Raw genomic sequence first — 21,086 nt, 5'->3', positions numbered from 1 at the left:
TCAGGCCAGGGAGAGGAACAGCTTCTCCAGGCGGGCCTTCATCTCGTCCGTGGTCTCGCCGTTGCCGTCACCGTTCCCGGCGTCGGTCAGACACTGCTGGAGCCCCGTCGCGATGATCGCGAACCCTGCCCGGTCGAGGGCGCGCGAGGCGGCGGCGAGCTGCGTGACGACGTCCTCGCAGTCGCGGCCCTCCTCGATCATCCTGATCACACCGGAGATCTGCCCCTGCGCCCGGCGCAGCCGGTTCAGCACCGACTTCAGCTCATCACCCTCGAACCGCAGATCCACAGTCACCCACTCCTCTGTATACCCTGAGGGGTATTTTACCCGCCCCTCGGGACTGTCTCCCTTCACCGGATGCCAAGGAAGGATCGCACGCACCATGACCACTCCCCGCACTCTCGACGCCGACGAGGCCCGGACCCGGCTGCCCGAGCTCACCGTCATCGACGTCCGCACCCCGGGCGAGTACGCCACCGGCCACGTCCCCGGCGCCCTCAACATCCCCCTGGACCAGCTCCGCCGGGCCCTGCCCACGCTCCGTGAGGTGACCGGCGAACTGCTCATGGTGTGCGCCTCCGGGGCCCGCTCCGAGCAGGCCTGCACGGCCCTCGCCGCGGAGGGCATCGGCGCGATGACGCTGACTGGCGGAACCCAGGAGTGGTCCCGGCGCGGTCACGAACTGGGCCGCCCGCAGCAGAATGCGCGCACGACCTGGTCCATGGAACGCCAGGTCCGGTTCACCGCGGGCAGTATCGTCCTGACCGGCCTCGGTCTCGGACTCCTGCACCCCGCCTGGCAGTTGCTCTCCGCCGGGATCGCGGGCGGACTCGTCTTCTCCGCCCTGACCAACACCTGCGGCATGGCGGTCATGCTCGGGAAGCTGCCGCACAACCGGCCGCGCGCCGCCGATCTGGACGCCACCCTGGCGGCGCTCGCGGCCCGGTAGGCCGACCGGGGGCGGCCGTACGGCTCGGCTCCACCGTAGGCTGAACGCCCTGTTCGACCGGCGAAGGAGCAGCGTGAGCAAGGCACAGACGCAGACGAGTACGCCCCCGTGGCGCATGCTCCTCGGCTATGTACGGCCGCACCGGTGGGCCCTGCTCGCGGGCGCGGTGCTCTCGCTGGTCACCGGGGCCACCGGCTTGCTGCTGCCGCTGGTCGCGCGGGACCTGATCGACGACCTTTCCCACGACCGGGCCATCACCGGTGCGCTGGTCGCGATGTCGGCGCTGGTCGTCGCCAACGCGGCGGTGGGCGCGCTGGGTTCGTACGTGCTGCGGCGCACCGCGGAGTCGGTGGTGCTCGGCGCGCGGCGCACCCTGTCCTCGTATCTGCTGCGCCTGCGGATATCGGCCGTGGACCGCACCGAGCCGGGCGACCTGATGGCCCGCATCACCTCGGACACCACCTTGCTGCGCGAGGTCACCACCGACTCTCTGGTGGGCCTCGGCACCGGCGGGCTCACACTGGTCGCGACCGTGGTGATGATGGGCTTCGTCGACCCCGTGCTGCTCGGTGTCACGCTGGCCGTGATCCTGTGCGCGGGCACGGTCCTCGGCGTGATCGTGCCCCGGATCAACCGGGCCAGCAGGCAGGCGCAGGACGCGGTCGGTGTGATGGGCGCCTCGCTGGAGCGGGTGCTGGGCGCGCTGCGCACGGTGAAGGCGTCCGGCGCCGAGCACCGGGAGGAGCAGACGCTGCACTCCGCGGCCGAGGAGTCCTGGCGGCAGAGCGTGCGCGCCGCCAAGTGGTCGGCCGCCGCGGGCAACACGGCCGGACTGGCGATGCAGATCGCCTTCATCACGGTGCTCGCGGTGGGCGGGGCCCGGGTCGCGACCGGCGCCGTGGACGTCGGCACACTGGTCGCGTTCCTGCTGTACGTCTTCTATCTGATGTCGCCGATCCAGCAGGTCGTCGGTGCGATCACCCAGTACCAGACCGGTGCCGCGGCGCTGTCCCGTATCCAGGAGGCGCTGCGGCTGCCCGCCGAACCCGTGGCCCAGGCCGCCCCGTTGCCGTCGGCCGACGCCGAACCGGCCGCGCTGGCCTTCACCGACGTCCGTTTCCGGTACGCCGACGATCTGCCGTACGTCCACCACGGGGTGACCTTCGCCGTGCCCGCGCGGGGCATGACGGCGTTCGTCGGCCCGTCCGGAGCGGGCAAGACCACCGTCTTCTCCCTCATCGAGCGGTTCTACGACCCCGAGTCGGGCCGGATCACGCTGGACGGCCGGGAACTCGCCCAGTGGGAGCTGCAGCAGCTGCGGTCCGCGATCGGCTACGTCGAGCAGGACGCGCCCGTCCTGTCGGGCTCGCTGCGCGAGAACCTGCTGCTGGGCAACCCGCAGGCGGACGACGACACCCTGGCGCGGGTGCTGAAGACGACCCGGCTCGACGCTCTGGTCGGGCGGCTGCCGCGCGGACTGGACACGCTCGTCGGGCACCGCGGCACCAAGCTGTCGGGCGGTGAGCGGCAGCGGGTGGCGATCGCCCGCGCGCTGCTGCGCCGCCCCCGGCTGCTGCTCCTCGACGAGGCGACCTCGCAGCTGGACGCGGTGAACGAGGCGGCGCTGCGCGACACCGTCGCCGATGTGGCCCGGACGACCACGGTGCTGGTCGTCGCCCACCGGCTGTCCACGGTGACGATGGCCGACCGGATCGTGGTCATGGACGCCGGCAAGGTCCGTGCGGTGGGCACCCACCGTGAACTCGTCGCCGCAGACCCGCTGTACGCGGAGCTGGCGGCCACCCAGTTCCTCGCCACGGCCGACGCCGACTGAGCGGCCGGGCCGGTCGGGCCTGCCGGCACCCTGGGCATCGGCACCGGCCGCGCTTGCCGAGGCCGACCGGGCGGAGGAATCTCGTAGGAGAGGCCTCCGCGGCCCGCTTCCCCCGCCGGGCCGCGGCCCCCCAAGGAGGTCACGATGGGTACTGCGGCAAGCCCCAGCTTCGACACCGAGACGTTGCGCCGGGGCATAGAAGGCAATCCGAACACTCTCCTGTCGCTCTACGCCGACGACGCCGAACTGCGTGTGGTGGACCACAACTCACAGCCCAGCCACCCACGGGTGCTGCACGGCCGCGACGAGATCAGCGCCATGCTCGACGACGTCTACAGCCGCGACATGACGCACAAGCTGGAGAACTGCGTCATCCAGGGCAACCGCGCCGCCTTCAGCGAGTCCTGCGAGTACGCCGACGGGGCCCGCGTCCTCGCCGAGTCGATGATCACGCTGCGCGGCGGCAAGATCGCCGAACAGACCCTGATCCAGGCCTGGGACGAGCAGGAGTAGTCAGTACGGTGCCGCACGGCCTCGGTCACGCGGTCCGGGGCCGTGCACCCCAGGCCCGTTCACCGTGGTGCGTCAGGCCGCCGTCGGGCTCCAGCCCCCCGGCCGCAGGATCCCCAGCAGTTGCCGTACGAGCTCGTCGACCACCTCGTCCAGCGTCGCCGGGACCCAACCGGCGCTCCAGTCGTGGATCAGTCCGTTGACGCTGCCGATGAACGCGGTGGCGGCGAGGCGGTAGTCGCGGGGTGCCGCTTCCCCGCGTTCGGCGGCGGCCTGCGCCTCGGCGCAGATGAAGTCGACCCAGCGGGCGCGGCGGGCGAGCCGCTGCTCCTCGAGGCGGGGGCTGACGCCGACGATCTCGACGAAGGTGATGCGGATACGGCGGGGATCGGCGGTGACGTTCCCGGCGTAGGAACGGAAGATGGCGGTGGCGCGGTCCTCGATCGGCAGGCCCTCGGTGTCGGCCGCCGCAGCCAGCACGGCCTCCTCGGCCCAGTCGTTGACCCTCAGGTGCAGGTCGGCCAGTACGTCCTCCAGGGTGCGGAACTCCTCGTAGAACTGCCGGGTGGACAGTCCCGCGGCCTCGCTGAGCGCCGCGACGGTCGTGGACCGGTAGCCGGGGCTGTCGCCGAAGAGCTGGAGCGCCGCGTCCAGGAAGCGTCGGCGCCGCTCGGCCTGCCGTTCCTCGGCGGACCTGCCGCCGTAGCGGCCGGTCGGCGCCCTGAGCCTGCCTGCCAACGTCCCTCCCGTCCTTCGCCGTTCGCCAATTTTGTCGTGTACGCAGTCTTGTGGAGAAGGGTGCTCGCTCCTTACTTTCCAGTAAGTCAAACTCTGAACGACTTCGTATTCAGATTCGTTCATTGGCATGCTCGCGCCAGCCCCCCATCTCCAGAGGAGAGAGAGCACCCATGCCTGCCATCAGCCCCAGGCACCTCTGCTCCATCGCAGCCGCCCTCGCCCTGACCCTCACCGCCCCCGCGACCACCGCCGCCGCCGACAACGGCCCCGACTCCGCCGCCCTGCGTGAGGTGCTGTTCGTCGGCAACAACTGGGACGGCACCGCCGATGTCATCAGGTCCACCGGCGACTTCGCGAAGATCGGCCGCATCAACGTCATCCCCGACAAGGAGGAGCGGCTGGCGGAGATCAACGCCGACCCCATCAAGTGGATCTACTTCATGGCGATCCGCAACAGTGTCGGCGAGGGACACGACCAGTTCGTCGACGACATGTACTCCACCCCGGACGGCAGATCGATGGTCGTCTCGCGGCCGAGCTTCGCCGACGTCGTCTCCGTCGACCTCGCCACCGGTGACGTCAACTGGCGCTTCCCCGTGTCGGGTTACCGCTCCGACCACATGGCGGTCTCCCCCGACGGCACCCGCGTCGCCGTCTCCGCCTCGACGTCCAACACCGTGCACGTACTGGACATCGACACCGGCAAGCAGGTCGGCTCGTTCGCCACCGGCGACAAGCCGCACGAGAACGTCTTCAGCCGGGACGGCAAGTACATCTGGAACATGGCCATCGGCGACGTCAACACCGCCCTCGACGAGCCCTGGCTGGACTGGACGAAGGGCGACCGCCGTATCACCGTCGTCGACGCAAGGACGTTCCAGCAGGTCAAGGTGATCGACATGCGCGCGCGCCTGGACGCGATCGGCCTCGACGGCCACTCGGACGCCGTCCGCCCCGCCGCCTTCAGCCCCGACGAGAGCAAGCTGTACTTCCAGGTGTCGTTCTTCAACGGCTTCTTCGAGTACGACGTCGCCTCCGACAAGATCACCCGCACCAAGACCCTCCCCGAGAACCCGGACACCAGCGAGGACCGCACCACCTGGGTCAACGACTCGCGCCACCACGGCATCACCATGAAGCCCGACGGGACCAAGCTGTGCATCGCGGGCACCATGGACGACTACGCGACCGTCGTCGACCGGGCCACCCTCCAGGAGGGTCCTCTCGTTCCCGTCTCCAAGCCCTACTGGTCGACCGTCAGCGGTGACGGCAGGTCCTGCGTGGTCTCCGAGAGCGGCGCCGACCAGGTCACCGCGATCGACTTCGCCACCGGCCGCAAGACGGTGTCGGTCCCGGTCGGCGACCACCCCCAGCGCGTGCGCCTGGCCCAGGTGCCCGCCGACTGGACCGGCCCGTCGGCTAGTTGACCGCCCGCGCGGCCCACGCCGTGAGTTCGGCGCGGGCCGCGCCCAGCAGGTCCGCGGACGGCGCCGTCGCCCCGTTGGTCACCAGCGCGTAGTGCAGGACGCCCGAGTCCGGCGCGGTGAGCAGCAGGCGGCGGCTGCCCGTCCCGCCCGGCTCGGCGGCCACGCCGACCGGGGTGGTGCCGGTGTACGACGGCGGGGCGTACACCGTGCCGAGATCGGAGACCACCGTGGTCGCCGGGGTCGGGAACGACGCCGGCAGATGCAGTTCCGTGGGCGCCTCCCCGCCGTCCGACCGCCACAGCAGCAGCGCGTACTGGCCCGAGCCGACCAGACGGGCCACATTCGGCAGCGAACCCGGCACCGGATTCCAGGTCAGGGTCGTCGAGCCGTCCCGGGAGCGGTCCTCGTAGGTGAAGGCGACCGTCGTACCGGCGGTCGCGCTCGGGTAGACCCGGTCCAGGAGCCGCGCGTCCTGCCGCAGCGCCGCCGTGCCCGCGTCGTCCAGGTGGACGGCGGACAGGTCCTCGTCGTTCCAGGCGTCGCCCTCGGTGAGCACCTTGTCGGGGTTGCCGTTCATCAGCTCGTGGTGCCGGCCGTTGTAGATGTCCCACTGCCACTGCGTACCGGACAGGACCGGTCCCGACGCCTCGGGGTTCGACCACCAACTCGCGCCCGGCAGTCGGGAGTCCAGGGCCTGGTACATGGCCTTGAGGACGGTCGGGGCCTTGTCGGAGACGCTGCTGGACAGCGGATGGCCGAACTCGCTGACGATCGCGGGCGTCGCCGTCGCCGCCGCCCGGTCGCGGACCGTGCCGAAGTCGCCGGCGTACTGCCCGTCGGCCGCCTTGCCCCACATGAAGACGCCCGAGATCGCCTTCTGGTCGTAGAAGTGGGTGTTGAAGACGTAGCGGGGGCCGAGGGTGCCCGCGTCCAGCAGGCCGCCCTCCTCCTTCTGGAAGTCGAGGTTGGCGTTCCAGAACAGGTTCGGCTCGACGAAGGCGGGCTTGGTCTGCCAGCCGGCCGCGTCCATGCGGGCACGGAACTTCTCGTAGAAGGGCCACAGCACGTCCCGTTCCCAGATGCGGCTGGTCTGGCCCGGATCGTAGACGCCGGCGTGCGGTTCGTTGTACGGGTCGAAGCCGACGATGCCCGCGAAGTCCTCGGCCGACAGGTGCTGTCTGACGTGGGCCATAGTCTTCTGGGCCGTGGTGAGGAAGGCGTCCTGGACTCCGTGCGCGTTGTGCCAGAAGTCGTACGACGCCCGCTTCACAGCCTCGTTCTGGGTGATGTTCTGACCCCAGAAGAGGCAGATCCCGCAGAACTCGTCGGGGTAGTTCCCGGCGTCGACCGCCCACTTGGGGGCGCCGTCGCCGGTGTACCAGCTGTCGGGGCCGAAGAGGTGGCGGGAGTAGAGGTCCTGGTGGAAGTCCGGGTAGACGCGGATGCCGGCGTCGAGGAACGCGCGCATCTGGTCGGTGGCGGCGGCGAGGTACGCCGTGTCCACCTGGCCGCGCACGGGCTCGGCGTAGGCCCAGGAGAGCAGGAAGCGGACGGTGTTGCCGCCACCGAGGGCGCGCAGCGCGGTCGCGGACCTGCGGGCGTCGGCGACCGAGGCGAACGGGAGGCCGCCGTTCTCCGCCAGCTTGGTCTCGCCGGAGACGTTGTAGCCGCGCAGGACCACTTCCCGGCCGGAGGCGTCGGTGAAGCGGCCGTTCTGCACGGTGAGCGGGGAGCCGTCGAACCAGAGGGAGTCGGGGAGGGAGTCGGCGGTGGCGGGACGGGTGCCCGCCGTCAGGAATCCACAGAGGAGAACCAGAACAACGAGCAGACGCGCACGTCTATTCGGCATGTCCACTACAGTCCGAGCATTTCCGGACACCGTCAACACTTCTGACTCTGGAGTAAGTTCGTTCTCGGCCACCTCAAGTGCCGACGCGACGCGTCACGTTCAGCAGATATTCCTTCCGGTTCAAGGGGTTGTGGTCGGTGCGCGGCCGCTCGGGAACCGTGCCGTGCGCGACCGGCGCGTAGTGGTCGAAGGCGCTCTCCAGCTCGCCCTCCCCGCGGGTGAGCCCCGGCAACTGCTTCTCGAGCGCGTGGACGTGGACCGCCGGCACCGTGCCCTCCAGGACACAGCCCGCGCCCCGGGTCTCGGTCGTCCGGGGTACGGCCCGCAGCCCGGCCAGGACCGGCAGCAGCGCGCCCAGGGTGTCCGCCGGGGCCTCGAGGCGGAAGCGGTGCATCGGCTCGTGGACCCGGGTGCCCGCTCGCCGCAGCGCCTCGATGAGCACCAGCGGCGTCAGACCGCGGAAGTCCGCGCCGGTGCTCGACATGCTCTTGTCGAAGCCCTGGTGGGCGTGGCTCTGACGGGGCGAGTAGCCGCAGTGGGTCATGGTGATCGTGCAGTCGGTGACCTGCCAGCCGTGCAGGCCCTGCGCGAGTGTCTCCCGGACGGTGTCCTCGACGGCCTTGAAGAACGCGTACGGCATCGACCCCAGCTCCACCTCCAGCCGGAAGGCGGTGCCGGAACCCGTCGGTGCGGGGTCGACGCACAGTCCGACGGTCGCGAGGAAGGGGTTCGGGTCCCTCTTGTTGAACTCGGCCGCCGCCCCCGTACCGACCGGCCGCTCGATGCACAGCGGCGTCGTCTCCCGGAAGCCGACGTCCAGTCCGTACTCGTCGGCGAGCGTCGCCTGGACGACCTCCTTCTGCACCTCTCCGTAGAGGGACACGGACGTCTCCTGGCGCACCTCGTCGTGGCGCAGGCCGATGAGCGGGTCCTGCTCGGCGAGCTGGGTGAGCGCGAGGTGCAGGGCGCGCCGGTCCGCCGCCGGCCCCGGCACGACGACCGTTTCCAGGGTCGGCGGGGCGAACAGGTGCCCGTACGATCCCCGCCGCAGGCCGATCGAGTCGCCGATCCTGATGTCGGACAGTCCCCACAGCCGGGCGATCCGGCCGGCGGGGACGGCGTCGCTCCGGACGTCGATGCCGTGGTCGAAGACGCTGATCGCGGTGATCCGGCCCTCCCGGGCCGGGTCGCCGCACGGCACCCGGTCCCGGATGCGCAGGGTGCCGGAGAAGATCCGCGCGTAGGCGATCTTCTCCCCCGCCGGTCCCCGCTCGACCTTGAAGACGGTGGCGGAGAGGGGGCCGCCGGGGTCGCCGTCGGCGGCGGGGAGCAGTTCCTTGATGCCGTCGAGGAGCGTGGCCACGCCCGCTCCGGTGCTGGCGGAGCCGGCGTACACCGGGTGGACCAGGGCCTGCCGGGTGCGGGCGGTGAGGGAGGCGCGCAGGAGGTCGTCGGAGACGGTGTCCTCGACGTAGGCCTTGAGGAGGTCGTCGTCGTGGTCGGCGAGGACGTCGAGCGCGGCCGGGCCGAGTCCGGGGGTGAAGCGGGCCGCGCGGGTACCGAGTCCGGTGGCGGATCCCATGGGGACGACCGCCGCCGTGAGCCGTTGCGAGATCGCCCGCAGCACGTCCTCGTAGCGCGCCCCGCGGCGGTCGATCTTGTTGACGAAGACCAGCGTGGGGATGCGCAGCCGGTGCAGCGTCCGCATCAGGACGCGGGTTTGCGCCTGGACGCCCTCGACGGCCGAGACGACCAGCACGGCACCGTCCAGGACGCCGAGCACCCGCTCCACCTCGGCGATGAAGTCCGGGTGGCCGGGGGTGTCGATGAGGTTGACGGTCACGTCGTCGACCGGGAACGAGACGACGGCCGACTTGATGGTGATGCCGCGCTGCCGTTCCAGCGCGAGGGTGTCGGTCTGCGTGCTGCCGGCGTCGACGCTGCCGATCTCGTCGATCACTCCGGCCGTGTGCAGCAGCCGTTCGGTCAGGCTGGTCTTACCTGCGTCGACGTGCGCGAGGATTCCCAGGTTGAGCAGGGGCACTGAGCGTCATGTCCTTCGTGATGAGGGGGATTCCTTCCTGGGTGGACATGAACGCAGTGCGCATCTGCTGCTCCTCACGGTGCGGTGACGGGGTCCGTGCAGTGCAGCAGAACCGGGCATCCACGGGCAACGGATTAACGCTCAACAAGGCCCGCCGCACGACTCGCCGTCGACCAGGCCTCGCCATAGAGTGACTTCCATCACGCTCAGCCGCTGATTTCCCTCATTCCGCCGGCACGGCTCGGGAGGGCACATGACCCGTATCTCGGTGAAAGTGGACGGCACGACGTACGAGGACGAGGTGGAGCCCCGGCTCCTGCTGATCCACTACCTGCGCGACCGGCTGGGACTGACCGGCACCCCCGTGGGCTGCGACACCTCCAACTGCGGGACCTGCACGGTCGCCCTGGACGGGGTGAGCGTCAAGAGCTGCTCGGTGCTCGCCGTCCAGGCGGACGGCGCCGAGGTGACCACCGTCCAGGGACTCGCCACCGACGGGGAGTGGACCGGGCTGCAGCGGGCGTTCCACGACCGGCACGCCCTGCAGTGCGGCTACTGCACCCCGGGCATGATCATGGCGGCGCGCGATCTGCTGCGCGACAACCCCCACCCCACCCCCGACGAGGTGCGCCACGCCCTGGAGGGCAACCTCTGCCGCTGCACCGGCTACCAGAACATCGTGCGCGCGGTGCTCGCCGCCTCCGAGGAGGAGGTGACGGCATGACCGACCGGATCGCCGAGCCCGAGGTCGGCCGCTCCCGCGCCCGCAAGGAGGACGCCCGGCTGCTGACCGGGCAGACCACCTGGACCGACAACATCCAGGTCGCCGGGCTGCTGTACCTGGCGATCCTGCGCAGCCCCATGGCGCACGCCCGCATCGACCGGATCGACGTCTCCCCCGCCCTCGAACGCCCTGGCGTCGTCGCGGCGTTCAGCGGCGCCGACCTCGCCGACGGGCTGGGCTCGCTGCCCTGCGCCTGGCCGGTGACCGAGGACATCGTGCTGCCGGACCATCCGGCGGTCGCGGTCGACGAGGTGCGGTACGCCGGCGACCCCGTGGCGGTCGTGGTGGCCCGCGACCGGTATGCGGCCGCCGACGCGCTGGAGGCGATCGATGTCGAGTACACGCCGCTGCCCCCCGTTCTGGATCTGGAGGCCGCGCTCGCCGACGGTGCCCCGCTGGTCCACAGCGACAAGGGCACCAACCGCTGCTACGTCTGGCCGCTGAGGACCGGCGAGGCGTTCGATGCCGTGCGGGGCCGCGCCGAAGTGACGCTGAAGCGCCGCTACCACCAGCAGCGCCTCATCCCCAACGCCATGGAGCCACGCGCCGTCGTCGTCACCCCGCTCGCCGCGTCCGGGGAGTTCACGGTGTACTCGGCGACGCAGGTCCCGCACATCCTGCGGGTCATGCTCTCCGTGGTCACCGGGGTCCCCGAGCACAAGCTGCGGGTGGTCGCCCCCGACGTGGGCGGCGGCTTCGGCTCCAAACTGCAGGTGTACGGCGAGGAGGCCATCGCCCTGGACGTCGCGCGCCGCCTGGGCCGGCCGGTGAAGTGGACCGAGTCCCGTTCCGAGGGCTACCTGGCCACCCACCACGGCCGCGGCATGATCCAGGACGTCGAGATCGCCGCGAGGCGCGACGGCAGGCTCCTCGGCCTGAAGGTGGACCTGCTGGCCGACATGGGCGCCTACCTGATGCTGGTCACACCGGGCATCCCGATCCTGGGCGCGTTCATGTATCCGGCGATCTACAAGATGGACGCCTACGATTTCACCTGCACCGGCGTGTTCACGACCCGCACTCCCACCGATGCCTACCGCGGCGCCGGACGCCCGGAGGCGACCTTCGCCATCGAACGGATCATGAACGATCTGGCGGCCGAACTCGGCCTGGACCCGGTGGAGTTGCGGCGCCGCAACTGGATCCGGCACGAGGAGTTCCCATACGAGCAGATCGCGGGTCTGACGTACGACAGCGGCAACTACGAGGCCGCCACCGACAAGGCCCTGGAGCTGTTCGGGTACGACAAGCTGCGCGCCGAGCAGGCGGACCGCAACGAGCGCGGGGACACCGTGCGGCTCGGCATCGGTGTGTCGACGTACACCGAGATGTGCGGGCTGGCGCCGAGCCGGGTGCTGCGGGACCTGCGGTACGCGGCCGGCGGCTGGGAGGCGGCGAGCATCCGGATGCTGCCCACCGGCAAGGTCGAGGTGGTCACCGGCACGAGCCCGCACGGGCAGGGACATGAGACGTGCTGGAGCCAGATCGCCGCTGACACGCTGGGCGTGCCCTTCGAGGACGTCGAGGTGGTGCACGGCGACACCAAGGCCAGCCCGCAGGGCATGGACACCTATGGTTCGCGGTCGCTCGTCGTGGGCGGAACGGCCGTGCAGCAGGCCGCACGGAAGGTGGTGGAGAAGGCACGGAAGGTGGCCGCCCACCTGCTGGAGGCGAGTGAGCAGGACCTGGAGTTCGCGAGCGGTGTGTTCTCCGTCAAGGGCTCCCCGGAGGCGCGCAAGACCATCCAGGAGATCGCCTTCGAGACGTTCTCCTCGCACGACCTGCCCGACGGCATGGAACCGACCATCAACGCCGAGCACGTGGTCGATCCCGACAACTTCTCCTACCCGCACGGCACCCACCTGTGCGCCGTCGAGGTCGACACCGAGACCGGGCAGACCCGGATCCGCTCGTACGTGTGCGTGGACGACGTCGGCCGGGTGATCAACCCGATGATCGTCGAGGGTCAGGTGCACGGCGGACTCGCCCAGGGCATCGCGCAGGCGCTGTACGAGGAAGCCGTGTACGACGACGACGGCAACCTCGTCTCCGGCACCATGGCCGACTATCTCGTGCCGTCCGCGCCCGACCTGCCCGACTTCGTGACCGACCGGACGGAGACTCCGGCGTCCACGAACTCCCTGGGCGTCAAGGGAGTCGGGGAGGCAGGCACCATCGCGTCCACGCCGGCCGTGGTGAACGCGATCGTGGACGCCCTGCGGCCGCTGGGCGTGACGGACGTGCGGATGCCCTGTACACCCGAGCGCGTATGGCGTGCGGTCAAGGAGGCGCAGGCATGATTCCCCCGGCATTCGACTACGCCCGGCCGACGACCGTCGACGAGGCGGTACGTGCGCTCGCCGACGTGGGCGAGGACGCGAAGGTGCTGGCCGGCGGGCAGAGTCTGCTGATGCTGCTGCGGCTCAGGCTCGCCTTCCCCGAACTCGTCGTGGACGTCGGCCGGATCCCGGAGCTGCGCGGGGTCCGCGAGGAGGGCGACGCCCTGGTCATCGGGGCGACGACCACGCACCACGACGTGATGCGCGATCCGCTGGTGCGCCGGCACGCCGGGCTGCTCGCCGCCGCCACGGCCACGGTCGCCGACCCGGCCGTACGGCACCGGGGCACCCTCGGCGGCTCGCTCGCGCACGCCGACCCCGCCGGCGACCTGCCGGCGGTGCTGCTCGCGCTGGAAGGCGAACTGGTCGCCGTCGGTCCGGGCGGTCGGCGCGCCATCCCGGCGCGCGAGTTCTTCGTCGACTATCTGCAGACCGCGCTCGCGCCCGACGAGCTGCTGGTGGAGGTGAGGATCCCGAAGGCGGACGGCTGGGGCTTCCACTACGAGAAGTTCCACCGGGTCGCCCAGTCCTGGCCGATCGTCGGCGTGGCCGCACTGGTGCGGCGCGACGACGGGCACATCGCCGAGGCGCGGATCGGGCTGTCCAACATGGGCGCGACCCCGCTGCGTGCCGCGCCGGCCGAGGCGGCACTGTCCGGTGCCGGGGACGCGGCGGCCGTGGCGCGGGCCGCGGAGTCGGCGGCGGACGGCACCCGGCCGCCGCAGGACCCCTCCGGCTCGCCCGAGTACCGGGCGCACCTCGCGCGGGTGCTGACCAAGCGGGCGGTCCTGGCCGCCGCCGGAATGGGGTGAGGGCCGATCACGCCGATGGACGGCCCGGAGCAGGTGCGGGCCCGGCTGGAGGAGACGGGGTACCTCGTCGACGAGGGGCTGGCTGTCGCCTGCTTCCTGACCCTCAGGCTCGGCAGGCCGCTGTTCTGCGAGGGCGACGCGGGCGTCGGCAAGACCGCGCTCGCGTCCGCCCTCGCCGAGGCGCTGGACGCCCCGCTGATCCGGTTGCAGTGCCACGAGGGCATCGACGCCGCGCAGGCCCTGTACGACTGGGACTTCCCGCGCCAGCTGCTGCATCTGCGGGCCGCCGAGGCGGCCGGGGTCAGGGATGCCGAGCGGCTGGAGGGCGAGCTGTACGACCGCCGGTTCCTGCTGGCCAGACCGCTGCTGCAGGCCCTGGAGACCACTCCGTCGGTGCTGCTGATCGACGAGATCGACCGGGCGGACGACGAGTTCGAGGCGTTCCTGCTGGAGCTGCTGTCGGAGTTCTCGGTGACCGTGCCGGAGCTGGGTACGCTGCGCGCCCAGGAGCCGCCCGTGGTGGTGCTGACCTCCAACCGGACCCGCGAGGTGCACGACGCCCTCAAGCGGCGCTGCCTGTACCACTGGTTCGACCATCCGTCCTTCGAGCGTGAACTGGCCATCGTGCGGCGGCGGTTGCCCGGGGTGGCGGCACGGCTGGCCGAGCAGGTGACCGCGCTGGTGCAGACGCTGCGGGCACAGGACCTGCTCAAGCCGCCCGGCGTGGCCGAGACCATCGACTGGGCGGCGGCCCTGGACGCGCTGGGCGCGAGTGAGGTGGACGCGGAGCTGGCGGTGACGACGCTGGGTTCGGTGCTGAAGTACCGGGAGGACACCGAACGGGCCCGTCGGCTCGACCTGACGGCGGCGCTGGCGGCGCACGGGAGGTGACGGGCATGGGCATGGCGGCGTTCCTCGGTTTCGCCCGTGCACTGCGGGCGGCCGGAGTCGACGCGAGCGCCGAGCGGGTGCACGCGTTTCTGCGGGCCGTGGACGTGCTGCGGCCCGGTGTGCGCCGGGACGTGTACTGGGCGGGGCGGCTGACGTTGTGCGGCGACCGGGACGACCTGGAGCGGTACGAGCGGGTGTTCGCGGCGTACTTCGGCTCCGGCGGGACGGCGGCCGAACCGGCCCGTACCGCTCCCCCGCCGCGCCTCGGCCTGGTCGTCCGCGACGCCCGAAGCCGCCCCCGCACCTCCGCGCCGGACGAGGACCGGGCCCCGCCCGCCGCCACGCTCGCCAGCTCCGCGGAAGTCCTGCGCCACCGTGACGTGGCCGACCTGGACGCCGCCGAACGGGCGCAACTGCACCGGCTGCTGGCCGCGTTCACGCTGCCCGGGCAGGCGCGCCGCACCGCACGACGGCGACCGGCCCGCCGCGGCGACGTCGATCCGCACCGTACGGTGCGGGAGCTGCTGCGGCACGGCGGGGAGCCTGCGCTGCTGCGGCGGCACGCCCGGGCCGAGCGGCCGCGGCGGGTGGTGCTGCTGGTGGACGTCAGCGGCTCGATGGCGCCGTACGCCGACGCGCTGCTGCGTTTCGCGCACGCGGCCGCCCGCGGGGCGCGCACGGAGGTGTTCACCATCGGCACGCGGCTGACCCGGGTGACCCGGGAGCTGTCCCACCGCGACCCCGACCGGGCGATGGCGGAGGTGGCGGCGGCCGTGCCCGACTGGCGCGGGGGCACCCGGCTCGGGGAGCTGCTGCGCGAGTTCCTCGATCGATGGGGGCAGCGGGGGATGGCGCGCGGCGCGGTCGTGCTGCTGCTGTCCGACGGCTGGGAGCGCGACGATCCGCAGCTGCTCGGGGCCCAGATGCGGCGCCTGCACCGGCTGGCACACCAGGTGATCTGGGCCAATCCGCGCAAGGCACGCCCCGGTTACGCGCCCCTGGCGGCCGGGATGGCGGCGGCGCTGCCGAGCGTGGACGCCTTCGTCGAGGGGCACAGCCTGGCGGCGCTGGAGCGGCTGGCGGCCGTGGTGCGCGGCCGCGGTGAGAGGAGCGGAGCGTGCGAGACATCCTTCCGGCACTGAACGGCTGGTACACGGACCGGGCCCCGTTCGGCCTGGCCACGGTCGTCACGGTGAGCCGCAGCGCACCCCGCGATCCGGGCGCCGCGATGGCCGTGGGACCGGACGACGAGGTGGTGGGCAGCGTGTCCGGGGGCTGCGTGGAGGGTGCGGTGTTCGAGCTCGCCCAGGAGGTGGTGGCGAGCGGCGAGGCACGGCTGGAGACCTTCGGGTACAGCGACGACGACGCGTTCGCGGTGGGGCTGACCTGCGGCGGTGAGATCACCGTGCTGGTCCGGCCCGTGACGGCCGAGCGCGACCCGTCCTTCGGTGCGGTCGCGGAGTCGGTCGCCGCGGGCCGCCCGGTGACCGTGGCGACCGTGATCGACGGGCCGGCGCCGCGCGGGGCCACGCTCGCCGTGTGGCCGGACCAGGTGTCCGGCACGCTGGGTGCGAGCGGCCTGGACGTGGCCGTCACCGCCGACGCGCGCGGCGAACTCGCCCTGGGTGCCACGGGGGTTCGGCACTACGGGCCGCACGGGGAACGGCGCGAGGACACCGTCTCGGTGTTCCTGCACTCCTTCGCGCCGCCGCCGCGGATGCTGGTGTTCGGCGCGATCGACTACGCGGCGGCGGTGGCCCGCATCGGCGACTTCCTCGGCTACCGGGTCACCGTGTGCGACGCCCGCCCCGTCTTCGCCACCGCCAAGCGCTTCCCGCCCGGCGTGGAGGTCGTCGTCGACTGGCCGCACCGCTACCTGCGCGGCACCGAAACCGACGAGCGCACGGTGATCTGTGTGCTCACCCATGATCCGAAGTTCGATGTGCCGCTGCTGGAGGAGGCGCTGCGCCGGCCCGCCGGATACATCGGGGCGATGGGCAGCCGCCGTACCCATGACGAGCGGGAGAAACGGCTCACCGAGGCCGGACTCACCCCGCGTGAACTGTCCCGGCTGCGCTCGCCGGTCGGGCTCGACCTGGGGGCCCGTACGCCCGAGGAGGTGGCCGTGTCCGTCGCCGCCGAGATCGTCGCGCTGCGCTGGGGCGGCAGCGGGGCTCCGCTGACGGCCACGGAGGGCGCGATCCACCCGTCGCCGTAAGCCAGTTGAGGAGGAACAGATGGAGCTGCACCACGAGTTCACCGTGCCCGTGCCGGTCGACGAGGCCTGGCGGGCGCTCCTCGACATCGAGCGGGTCGCGCCGTGTCTGCCGGGGGCGACGGTGGAGGAGTACGACGGCAAGACCGTGACGGGCTCGGTGAAGGTGAAGGTCGGACCGGTCACGGTGACGTACCGGGGCACCGCCGTCTTCGAGGAGCAGGACGAGTCGGCGCACCGCATGGTGCTGCTGGCGAGCGGGCGGGAGACCCGGGGGCCCGGCACCGCACGGGCCACCGTCACCAGCACGCTGACCGGCCGCGACGGCGGTACGGCGGTGTCGGTGCGGACCGATCTGGCGGTGACCGGGCGGCCGGCCCAGTTCGGGCGCGGGGTGCTGACGGAGGTGGGCGACCGGCTGGTCGGCGAGTTCGCGGCATGTCTGGCGGAGCGGCTCACGCCGGCGCCCGCGGGGGCCGTTGAGCAGCCGACGGCGGAGCCCCGCCCTGTGGACCTTGCAGAGGTCCCGGAGCCGTCGGAACCGCTGGACCTGCTCCGCGCGGTCGGCCCGGCGGTCGCCAGACGCGCGGCGGCTGCGGTGGGTGTGGCGGCGGCCGTCGCGGTGGTCGTGGCGGTCGTACGCGCACGTCGGAGGAGGCGGGCCTGAGCGATGGGAGCCGTGCGGTGGTCCGCGCGTGCGTCGGCTGTCCCGGCAGGGCCGGGCGACACTGCGCTCAGCGCGGCGGCAGCCGGTGCAGGGTCACGTCCGTGAGGCGGCCGTCGGTGAGCGTGGCGGTCATGTAGGTGCAGTGGGGCCGGCGGCGGCGGTCGGTCGGGGAGCCCGGGTTGAGCAGCCGCAGGCCGGTGGCGGCGGTGGTGTCCCACGGGATGTGGCTGTGCCCGAACACCAGGACGTCGAGGTCGGGGAAGCGGGCGGCGCAGCGGGACTCGCGGCCCTGGGCGGGGCCGGTCTCGTGGACGGTGCCGAAGCGCAGGCCGTCGAGTTCGGCGTACGCCACCTCGGGGAGGCGGGCGCGCAACTCGGGTCCGTCGTTGTTGCCGTACACGCCGACGAGCCGGCGGCAGCGGTTCTCCAGCAGGTCGAGGGTGGCGGTGTCGACCCAGTCCCCGGCGTGGAACACGACGTCGGCGTGCGGGAGTTCGGCGAGCAGCGGGGCCGGCAGTTCCTTCGCGCGTTTCGGCAGGTGGGTGTCGGACATCAGGAGCAGACGCACGGCTTCAGCGTAGGACGGCCGCCGCTCGCAGGGGGTGTCGACCGCCTCGGCGGGGGTTAGCATCTGGCAACGCGTACCGAACCGTTCCGTAAACGGCAAGCGACCCCGAGGGGACCTGGAGCCCATGCCGGTCAAGGTCAGCGTCGTCGTCCCGGTCTACAACCCGGGGCGCTACATCGAGGACTGTGTCGACTCGCTGCTGCGGCAGTCGCTGCCGCCCGACGAGTACGAAGTGATCTTCGTGGACGACGGGTCCACCGACGAGACACCCGCCCGACTGGACGACCTCGCCGCCGCGGACCCCCGGGTGCGGGTGATCCACCAGGAGAACTCCGGCTGGTCGGGCAAGCCGCGCAACGTCGGCATCGCCGCCGCGCACGGCGAGTACGTGATGTTCGTGGACAACGACGACCACCTCGGCGACGAGGCCCTTGAACGGATGTACGACTACGGGGTGGCCAACGGCGCCGACGTCGTGGTCGGCAAGATGGCGGGCCGGGGCCGTGGCGTGCCGGTGGAGCTGTTCCGTACGAACCGGCCGCGGGCCACCGTCGGCAACGCCCCGCTGATCGACAGTCTGACCCCGCACAAGATGGTCCGCCGGGAGTTCCTGGACCGCACCGGGCTGCGGTTTCCCGAGGGCAGACGGCGGCTTGAGGACCATGTCTTCGTGACCGAGGCGTATCTGCGCGCGGACAACGTCTCGGTGCTCAGCGACTACGTCTGCTACTACCACGTCCGCCGGGACGACTCCTCCAACGCGGGCTTCCAGCGCTTCGATCCCGCCGGGTACTTCAAGAACCTCCGGGAGGCCCTGGACGTCGTCGAGCGGTACACCGAGCCGGGTGCGCTGCGCGACCGGCTGTTCCGGCGGTGGCTGCGCGTCGAGATGGTCGAGCGGCTGCGCGGCCGGCGCTTCCTCACCCTGCCGGAGGACTTCCGCCGGGAGTTGTTCCAGCAGATCCACCAGGTCGTCGTCGAGCGGTTCGGTCCCGGTGTCGCGGCCGGGCTGCAGCCGACGCAGCGCATCGTCGCCGCGCTGGCCGCCGCCGGGCGGTTCGACGACGTGGTGGCCTTCGCCGAGTGGGAGGCCGCCGTCGGGCTGGTGGCCCGGGCGGAGCGGGTGGAGTGGCGGGACGGAGCGCTGCGCGTGGGCCTCACCGCCGAGTACACGCTGAACGGCGAGCCGATGACCTGTCCCGCCGGCGCTGCCCCGCCCGCGTTCGACGCGCCGCCGCGGGACCTGGCCGAGGCGGTGGAGTGGCTGGGCGCGGACAGCGTGGCCCGCTTCGGGAAGACGGCGCTGGATGTGGTGCTGCGGGAGCGTTCCAGTGCCGCCTCGTATTTCCAGCCGGTGCAGGTGACCCGGGAGACCGTGCCCGTGGACGACGGCAGCCGGGTCCGGCTGGTGCTGCGCGCGACAACCACCGTCGACCCGGGTACGGCAGCGAGCGGGGGCCCGGTGAACGGCGGGCTGTGGGACGTCTTCGTGCGCGTCAGGTTCGGCGGCTGGACCAAGGAGTGCCGACTGGGCCGGCACGGTGACGTGTCGGCGCCGTACGCCGGTGTCGTGGCCGGTCGTGTGGTCCTGCCGTACTGGACCGAGCCGCACGCCAACCTCTCCCTGGACGTGGACCCGGCACGCGGCCGACTGGACCTCGGCCGCCCGGGGCCACGGGACGTCGGCGTCCCGGGCGGGCGGCTGCGGTGGACGATGCCGCTGTACGTCCCGGCCGCCACCGACGTACGGGTGCGGCTGACCGGCCCCGCGTCCCGGGTCGACGTGCCCGCCACCCTCAGGCCGGGCGGCCACCTGGACGCCCTCCTGCCCGTCGGAGACCTGGCGGGCACGACGTGGCGGGCCGCGCTGTGCCCGGCCCCCAGCGACGCCGGCGAGCCCCGTTTCCTGCCGTTGCCCGTCGTCCTGCGAGGCCGGGCCGGTGGCGTCCGGGTGGTGCGCACGGCCCGCCCCGGCCTTCCCGGGCGGCTGGCACGGCGGGCACGGCGAGTGGTGCGGAAGGCGGCGAACCGAGTGCGAGCGGCGAGGAGGTGACGGGATGCGCCCGCTGGACATCGACGGTGCGTGGGTGATGGAGCCCAAGGTCTTCCCGGACGACCGGGGCAGCTTCCACGAGTGGTACCGCGGCGCGGAGTTCCGCGAGGCGACCGGCCACGACCTCGCCGTGGCACAGGCCAACTGCTCGGTCTCCCGGCGGGGCGTGCTGCGCGGGGTGCACTTCGCCGAGGTGCCGCCGGGTCAGGCGAAGTACGTCACCTGCGTGCGCGGTGCCGTCCTCGACGTGGTGGTCGACCTGCGGATCGGCTCCCCCGCGTTCGGGCAGTGGGAGGCGGTACGGCTCGACGACGGCGCCCACCACGCCCTCTTCCTGGCGGAGGGGCTCGGCCACGCCTTCATGGCGCTCACCGACGACGCCACGGTGGTCTACCTGTGCTCGACGCCGTACACGCCGGAGCGGGAGCACGCCGTGCACCCGCTGGACCCGGAGCTGGACATCACCTGGCCGGACGGCGTGTCGCCGGTGCTGTCGCCCAAGGACGCCGAGGCCCCGTCACTGGCCGAGGTGCGCCGGGCGGGGCTGCTCCCCTCGTACGACGACTGCGTCGCCCACTACGAGCGGCTGCGCGGACTCAGCGCAGGAGGGTGACCTCCTCCGCCGCGCGCCGCAGGGCGGGCCAGCCGCGGCCGCGGGGCACTCCGAGGTTGCGGGCGCGGGCGAGCAGCGGCCAGAAACCGGCGCCCAGCAGATCCTCCGGGCGGACGGCGCCCGCCCGCTCCAGGATCGTCTCGGGCACCTTCTGCGGGTCCGGCACGTCGTACTCGGCGACGATCTCCTCGTACCTGTCGTGCAGCACGGTGCTCGTGGGGTCGGCGCCGAAGACGACGAGCTGCCCGGTCGGCCGGGTGTCGACGAGGACCGGCAGCAGGTCGGGCCGGTGACGGGTGAGGATCTCGGTCAGCTTGTAGACGTCCCCGGTCCAGGCGGTGGTGTGCCGGTCTCGGGCGGCCTCGTCGACGCTGCGGGGCAGCATGTCGTCGAAGACGATCACGCTTCCCCAGTCGGAGTGCCGCTCGATGTTCATGAAGTCGCGCAGCGCGTACTCGAACAGGTGCATGCCGTCGATGAAGGACAGGTCGAGGGTGGTGCGCCGCCAGTGGCCGAGCGGGCTGCGGCCGCGGCGCAGGTTGCGCAGCGGGTGGCGGCCGCCCTTGAGATGGGCCAGGGGGTTGTCGCGGGTGAAGAAGTCGTCGCTGGTGGCCCGGACGAGGTGGACGTCGCAGCGGATCTCGGTGACCACCTTGAACGCGGGGTCGACCGCGATGCTGGGGACGCGGGACAGGCGCAGGCTGCGGCCGTCGTTGACGCCGATCTCCAAGTAGTTGCGGTTCGCGGTGACCTTGTGCAGTTCCCTGAGGAACTCATGGCGTTTCACGACGGC

The 21,086-nt window shown here is 72.1% G+C and carries 19 protein-coding genes; 13 read left to right on the top strand and 6 right to left on the bottom strand.

Annotated elements, in window-relative coordinates; genetic code table 11:
- Window positions 1-288, bottom strand: a complete 288-nt coding sequence (locus ACFV7R_RS26530; protein ID WP_385267795.1) for a metal-sensitive transcriptional regulator — start codon at window positions 286-288, stop codon at window positions 1-3.
- 94 nt (window positions 289-382) lie between these two features.
- On the opposite strand from ACFV7R_RS26530, the gene ACFV7R_RS26525 reads away from it, so the two are divergent.
- The 3 genes from ACFV7R_RS26525 (at window position 383) to ACFV7R_RS26515 (ending at window position 3,296) form a co-directional block, all read left to right on the top strand.
- A complete protein-coding gene (locus ACFV7R_RS26525; protein WP_385267725.1) occupies window positions 383-949 on the top strand; it encodes a rhodanese-like domain-containing protein in 567 nt (188 codons plus the stop codon).
- Window positions 950-1,064: 115 nt separating this feature from the next.
- On the top strand, window positions 1,065-2,783 hold the full coding sequence (locus tag ACFV7R_RS26520) for an ABC transporter ATP-binding protein (protein ID WP_385267794.1): 1,719 nt from the start codon (window positions 1,065-1,067) through the stop codon (window positions 2,781-2,783).
- Between the two features lie 144 nt (window positions 2,784-2,927).
- Window positions 2,928-3,296, top strand: coding sequence for a nuclear transport factor 2 family protein (locus ACFV7R_RS26515; RefSeq protein ID WP_385267723.1), 369 nt, complete (start codon window positions 2,928-2,930; stop codon window positions 3,294-3,296).
- Between the two features lie 72 nt (window positions 3,297-3,368).
- Here ACFV7R_RS26515 and ACFV7R_RS26510 read toward each other — a convergent pair whose 3' ends face one another.
- Window positions 3,369-4,031, bottom strand: coding sequence for a TetR/AcrR family transcriptional regulator (locus ACFV7R_RS26510; protein ID WP_385267721.1), 663 nt, complete (start codon window positions 4,029-4,031; stop codon window positions 3,369-3,371).
- Window positions 4,032-4,201: 170 nt separating this feature from the next.
- Here ACFV7R_RS26510 and ACFV7R_RS26505 point away from each other — a divergent pair, with 170 nt between their 5' ends.
- Complete coding sequence (locus ACFV7R_RS26505; RefSeq protein WP_385267719.1) at window positions 4,202-5,458, top strand: YncE family protein; 1,257 nt, start codon at window positions 4,202-4,204, stop codon at window positions 5,456-5,458.
- Here the strand turns inward: ACFV7R_RS26505 and ACFV7R_RS26500 are convergent.
- Window positions 5,451-7,307 (bottom strand): endoglycosylceramidase, encoded by a 1,857-nt coding sequence (locus ACFV7R_RS26500; protein WP_385267717.1) that lies wholly within the window; start codon window positions 7,305-7,307, stop codon window positions 5,451-5,453. The two genes, ACFV7R_RS26505 and ACFV7R_RS26500, sit on opposite strands and share 8 nt — an antisense overlap.
- Window positions 7,308-7,380: 73 nt before the next feature.
- Window positions 7,381-9,351: a GTP-binding protein gene (locus ACFV7R_RS26495; RefSeq protein ID WP_385267715.1), complete on the bottom strand. Its 1,971-nt coding sequence runs from the start codon at window positions 9,349-9,351 to the stop codon at window positions 7,381-7,383.
- A gap of 253 nt (window positions 9,352-9,604) precedes the next feature.
- On the opposite strand from ACFV7R_RS26495, the gene ACFV7R_RS26490 reads away from it, so the two are divergent.
- The 7 genes from ACFV7R_RS26490 to ACFV7R_RS26460 are packed head-to-tail and all read left to right on the top strand — an operon-like array spanning window position 9,605 to window position 17,059.
- Window positions 9,605-10,075, top strand: a complete 471-nt coding sequence (locus tag ACFV7R_RS26490; RefSeq protein WP_385267713.1) for a (2Fe-2S)-binding protein — start codon at window positions 9,605-9,607, stop codon at window positions 10,073-10,075.
- The gene (locus tag ACFV7R_RS26485; protein WP_385267711.1) at window positions 10,072-12,435 is read left to right on the top strand and encodes a xanthine dehydrogenase family protein molybdopterin-binding subunit; all 2,364 of its coding nucleotides are present in this window, start codon (window positions 10,072-10,074) and stop codon (window positions 12,433-12,435) included. The genes ACFV7R_RS26490 and ACFV7R_RS26485 overlap by 4 nt, the downstream gene beginning before the upstream one ends.
- Window positions 12,432-13,286 (top strand): FAD binding domain-containing protein, encoded by an 855-nt coding sequence (locus ACFV7R_RS26480; protein ID WP_385267709.1) that lies wholly within the window; start codon window positions 12,432-12,434, stop codon window positions 13,284-13,286. Before ACFV7R_RS26485 ends, ACFV7R_RS26480 begins: the two co-directional genes overlap by 4 nt.
- A gap of 15 nt (window positions 13,287-13,301) precedes the next feature.
- Window positions 13,302-14,177: an AAA family ATPase gene (locus ACFV7R_RS26475; protein ID WP_385267707.1), complete on the top strand. Its 876-nt coding sequence runs from the start codon at window positions 13,302-13,304 to the stop codon at window positions 14,175-14,177.
- Between the two features lie 5 nt (window positions 14,178-14,182).
- The gene (locus ACFV7R_RS26470; protein ID WP_385267705.1) at window positions 14,183-15,319 is read left to right on the top strand and encodes a VWA domain-containing protein; all 1,137 of its coding nucleotides are present in this window, start codon (window positions 14,183-14,185) and stop codon (window positions 15,317-15,319) included.
- Window positions 15,295-16,395: an XdhC family protein gene (locus ACFV7R_RS26465; protein WP_385267703.1), complete on the top strand. Its 1,101-nt coding sequence runs from the start codon at window positions 15,295-15,297 to the stop codon at window positions 16,393-16,395. The genes ACFV7R_RS26470 and ACFV7R_RS26465 overlap by 25 nt, the downstream gene beginning before the upstream one ends.
- Before the next feature lie 19 nt (window positions 16,396-16,414).
- Entirely contained in the window at window positions 16,415-17,059 is a 645-nt protein-coding gene (locus ACFV7R_RS26460) for an SRPBCC family protein (RefSeq protein ID WP_385267701.1), read from the top strand.
- A gap of 67 nt (window positions 17,060-17,126) precedes the next feature.
- Here ACFV7R_RS26460 and ACFV7R_RS26455 read toward each other — a convergent pair whose 3' ends face one another.
- Entirely contained in the window at window positions 17,127-17,627 is a 501-nt protein-coding gene (locus ACFV7R_RS26455) for a metallophosphoesterase family protein (protein WP_385267699.1), read from the bottom strand.
- Window positions 17,628-17,751: 124 nt separating this feature from the next.
- Between ACFV7R_RS26455 and ACFV7R_RS26450 the strand changes: the two genes are divergently transcribed.
- Complete coding sequence (locus tag ACFV7R_RS26450; RefSeq protein WP_385267697.1) at window positions 17,752-19,680, top strand: glycosyltransferase family 2 protein; 1,929 nt, start codon at window positions 17,752-17,754, stop codon at window positions 19,678-19,680.
- A 4-nt stretch (window positions 19,681-19,684) separates the two neighbouring features.
- Window positions 19,685-20,293 (top strand): dTDP-4-dehydrorhamnose 3,5-epimerase, encoded by a 609-nt coding sequence (gene rfbC, locus ACFV7R_RS26445; RefSeq protein ID WP_385267695.1) that lies wholly within the window; start codon window positions 19,685-19,687, stop codon window positions 20,291-20,293.
- On the opposite strand, the gene ACFV7R_RS26440 is transcribed toward rfbC, so the two are convergent.
- Window positions 20,277-21,080, bottom strand: a complete 804-nt coding sequence (locus ACFV7R_RS26440) for a class I SAM-dependent methyltransferase (protein ID WP_385267693.1) — start codon at window positions 21,078-21,080, stop codon at window positions 20,277-20,279. The two genes, rfbC and ACFV7R_RS26440, sit on opposite strands and share 17 nt — an antisense overlap.
- Between the last annotated feature and the right edge of the window lie 6 nt (window positions 21,081-21,086).

Origin of the sequence: Streptomyces sp. NPDC059866 (assembly GCF_042731325.1) — a bacterium.
GTDB lineage: Bacteria > Actinomycetota > Actinomycetes > Streptomycetales > Streptomycetaceae > Streptomyces > Streptomyces flavusporus.
This window is presented reverse-complemented; position numbering and strand designations above follow the sequence as displayed.

Excerpts from the sequence above, each read along its gene's own strand:
- ACFV7R_RS26525 (WP_385267725.1), top strand. The coding sequence starts at position 383 with ATGACCACTCCCCGCACTCTCGACGCCGACGAGGCCCGGACCCGGCTG.
- ACFV7R_RS26520 (WP_385267794.1), top strand. The coding sequence starts at position 1,065 with ATGCTCCTCGGCTATGTACGGCCGCACCGGTGGGCCCTGCTCGCGGGC.
- ACFV7R_RS26515 (WP_385267723.1), top strand. The coding sequence starts at position 2,928 with ATGGGTACTGCGGCAAGCCCCAGCTTCGACACCGAGACGTTGCGCCGG.
- ACFV7R_RS26505 (WP_385267719.1), top strand. The coding sequence starts at position 4,202 with ATGCCTGCCATCAGCCCCAGGCACCTCTGCTCCATCGCAGCCGCCCTC.
- ACFV7R_RS26500 (WP_385267717.1), bottom strand. The coding sequence starts at position 7,307 with ATGCCGAATAGACGTGCGCGTCTGCTCGTTGTTCTGGTTCTCCTCTGT.
- ACFV7R_RS26490 (WP_385267713.1), top strand. The coding sequence starts at position 9,605 with ATGACCCGTATCTCGGTGAAAGTGGACGGCACGACGTACGAGGACGAG.
- ACFV7R_RS26485 (WP_385267711.1), top strand. The coding sequence starts at position 10,072 with ATGACCGACCGGATCGCCGAGCCCGAGGTCGGCCGCTCCCGCGCCCGC.
- ACFV7R_RS26480 (WP_385267709.1), top strand. The coding sequence starts at position 12,432 with ATGATTCCCCCGGCATTCGACTACGCCCGGCCGACGACCGTCGACGAG.
- ACFV7R_RS26475 (WP_385267707.1), top strand. The coding sequence starts at position 13,302 with ATGGACGGCCCGGAGCAGGTGCGGGCCCGGCTGGAGGAGACGGGGTAC.
- ACFV7R_RS26470 (WP_385267705.1), top strand. The coding sequence starts at position 14,183 with ATGGGCATGGCGGCGTTCCTCGGTTTCGCCCGTGCACTGCGGGCGGCC.
- ACFV7R_RS26460 (WP_385267701.1), top strand. The coding sequence starts at position 16,415 with ATGGAGCTGCACCACGAGTTCACCGTGCCCGTGCCGGTCGACGAGGCC.
- ACFV7R_RS26450 (WP_385267697.1), top strand. The coding sequence starts at position 17,752 with ATGCCGGTCAAGGTCAGCGTCGTCGTCCCGGTCTACAACCCGGGGCGC.
- rfbC (WP_385267695.1), top strand. The coding sequence starts at position 19,685 with ATGCGCCCGCTGGACATCGACGGTGCGTGGGTGATGGAGCCCAAGGTC.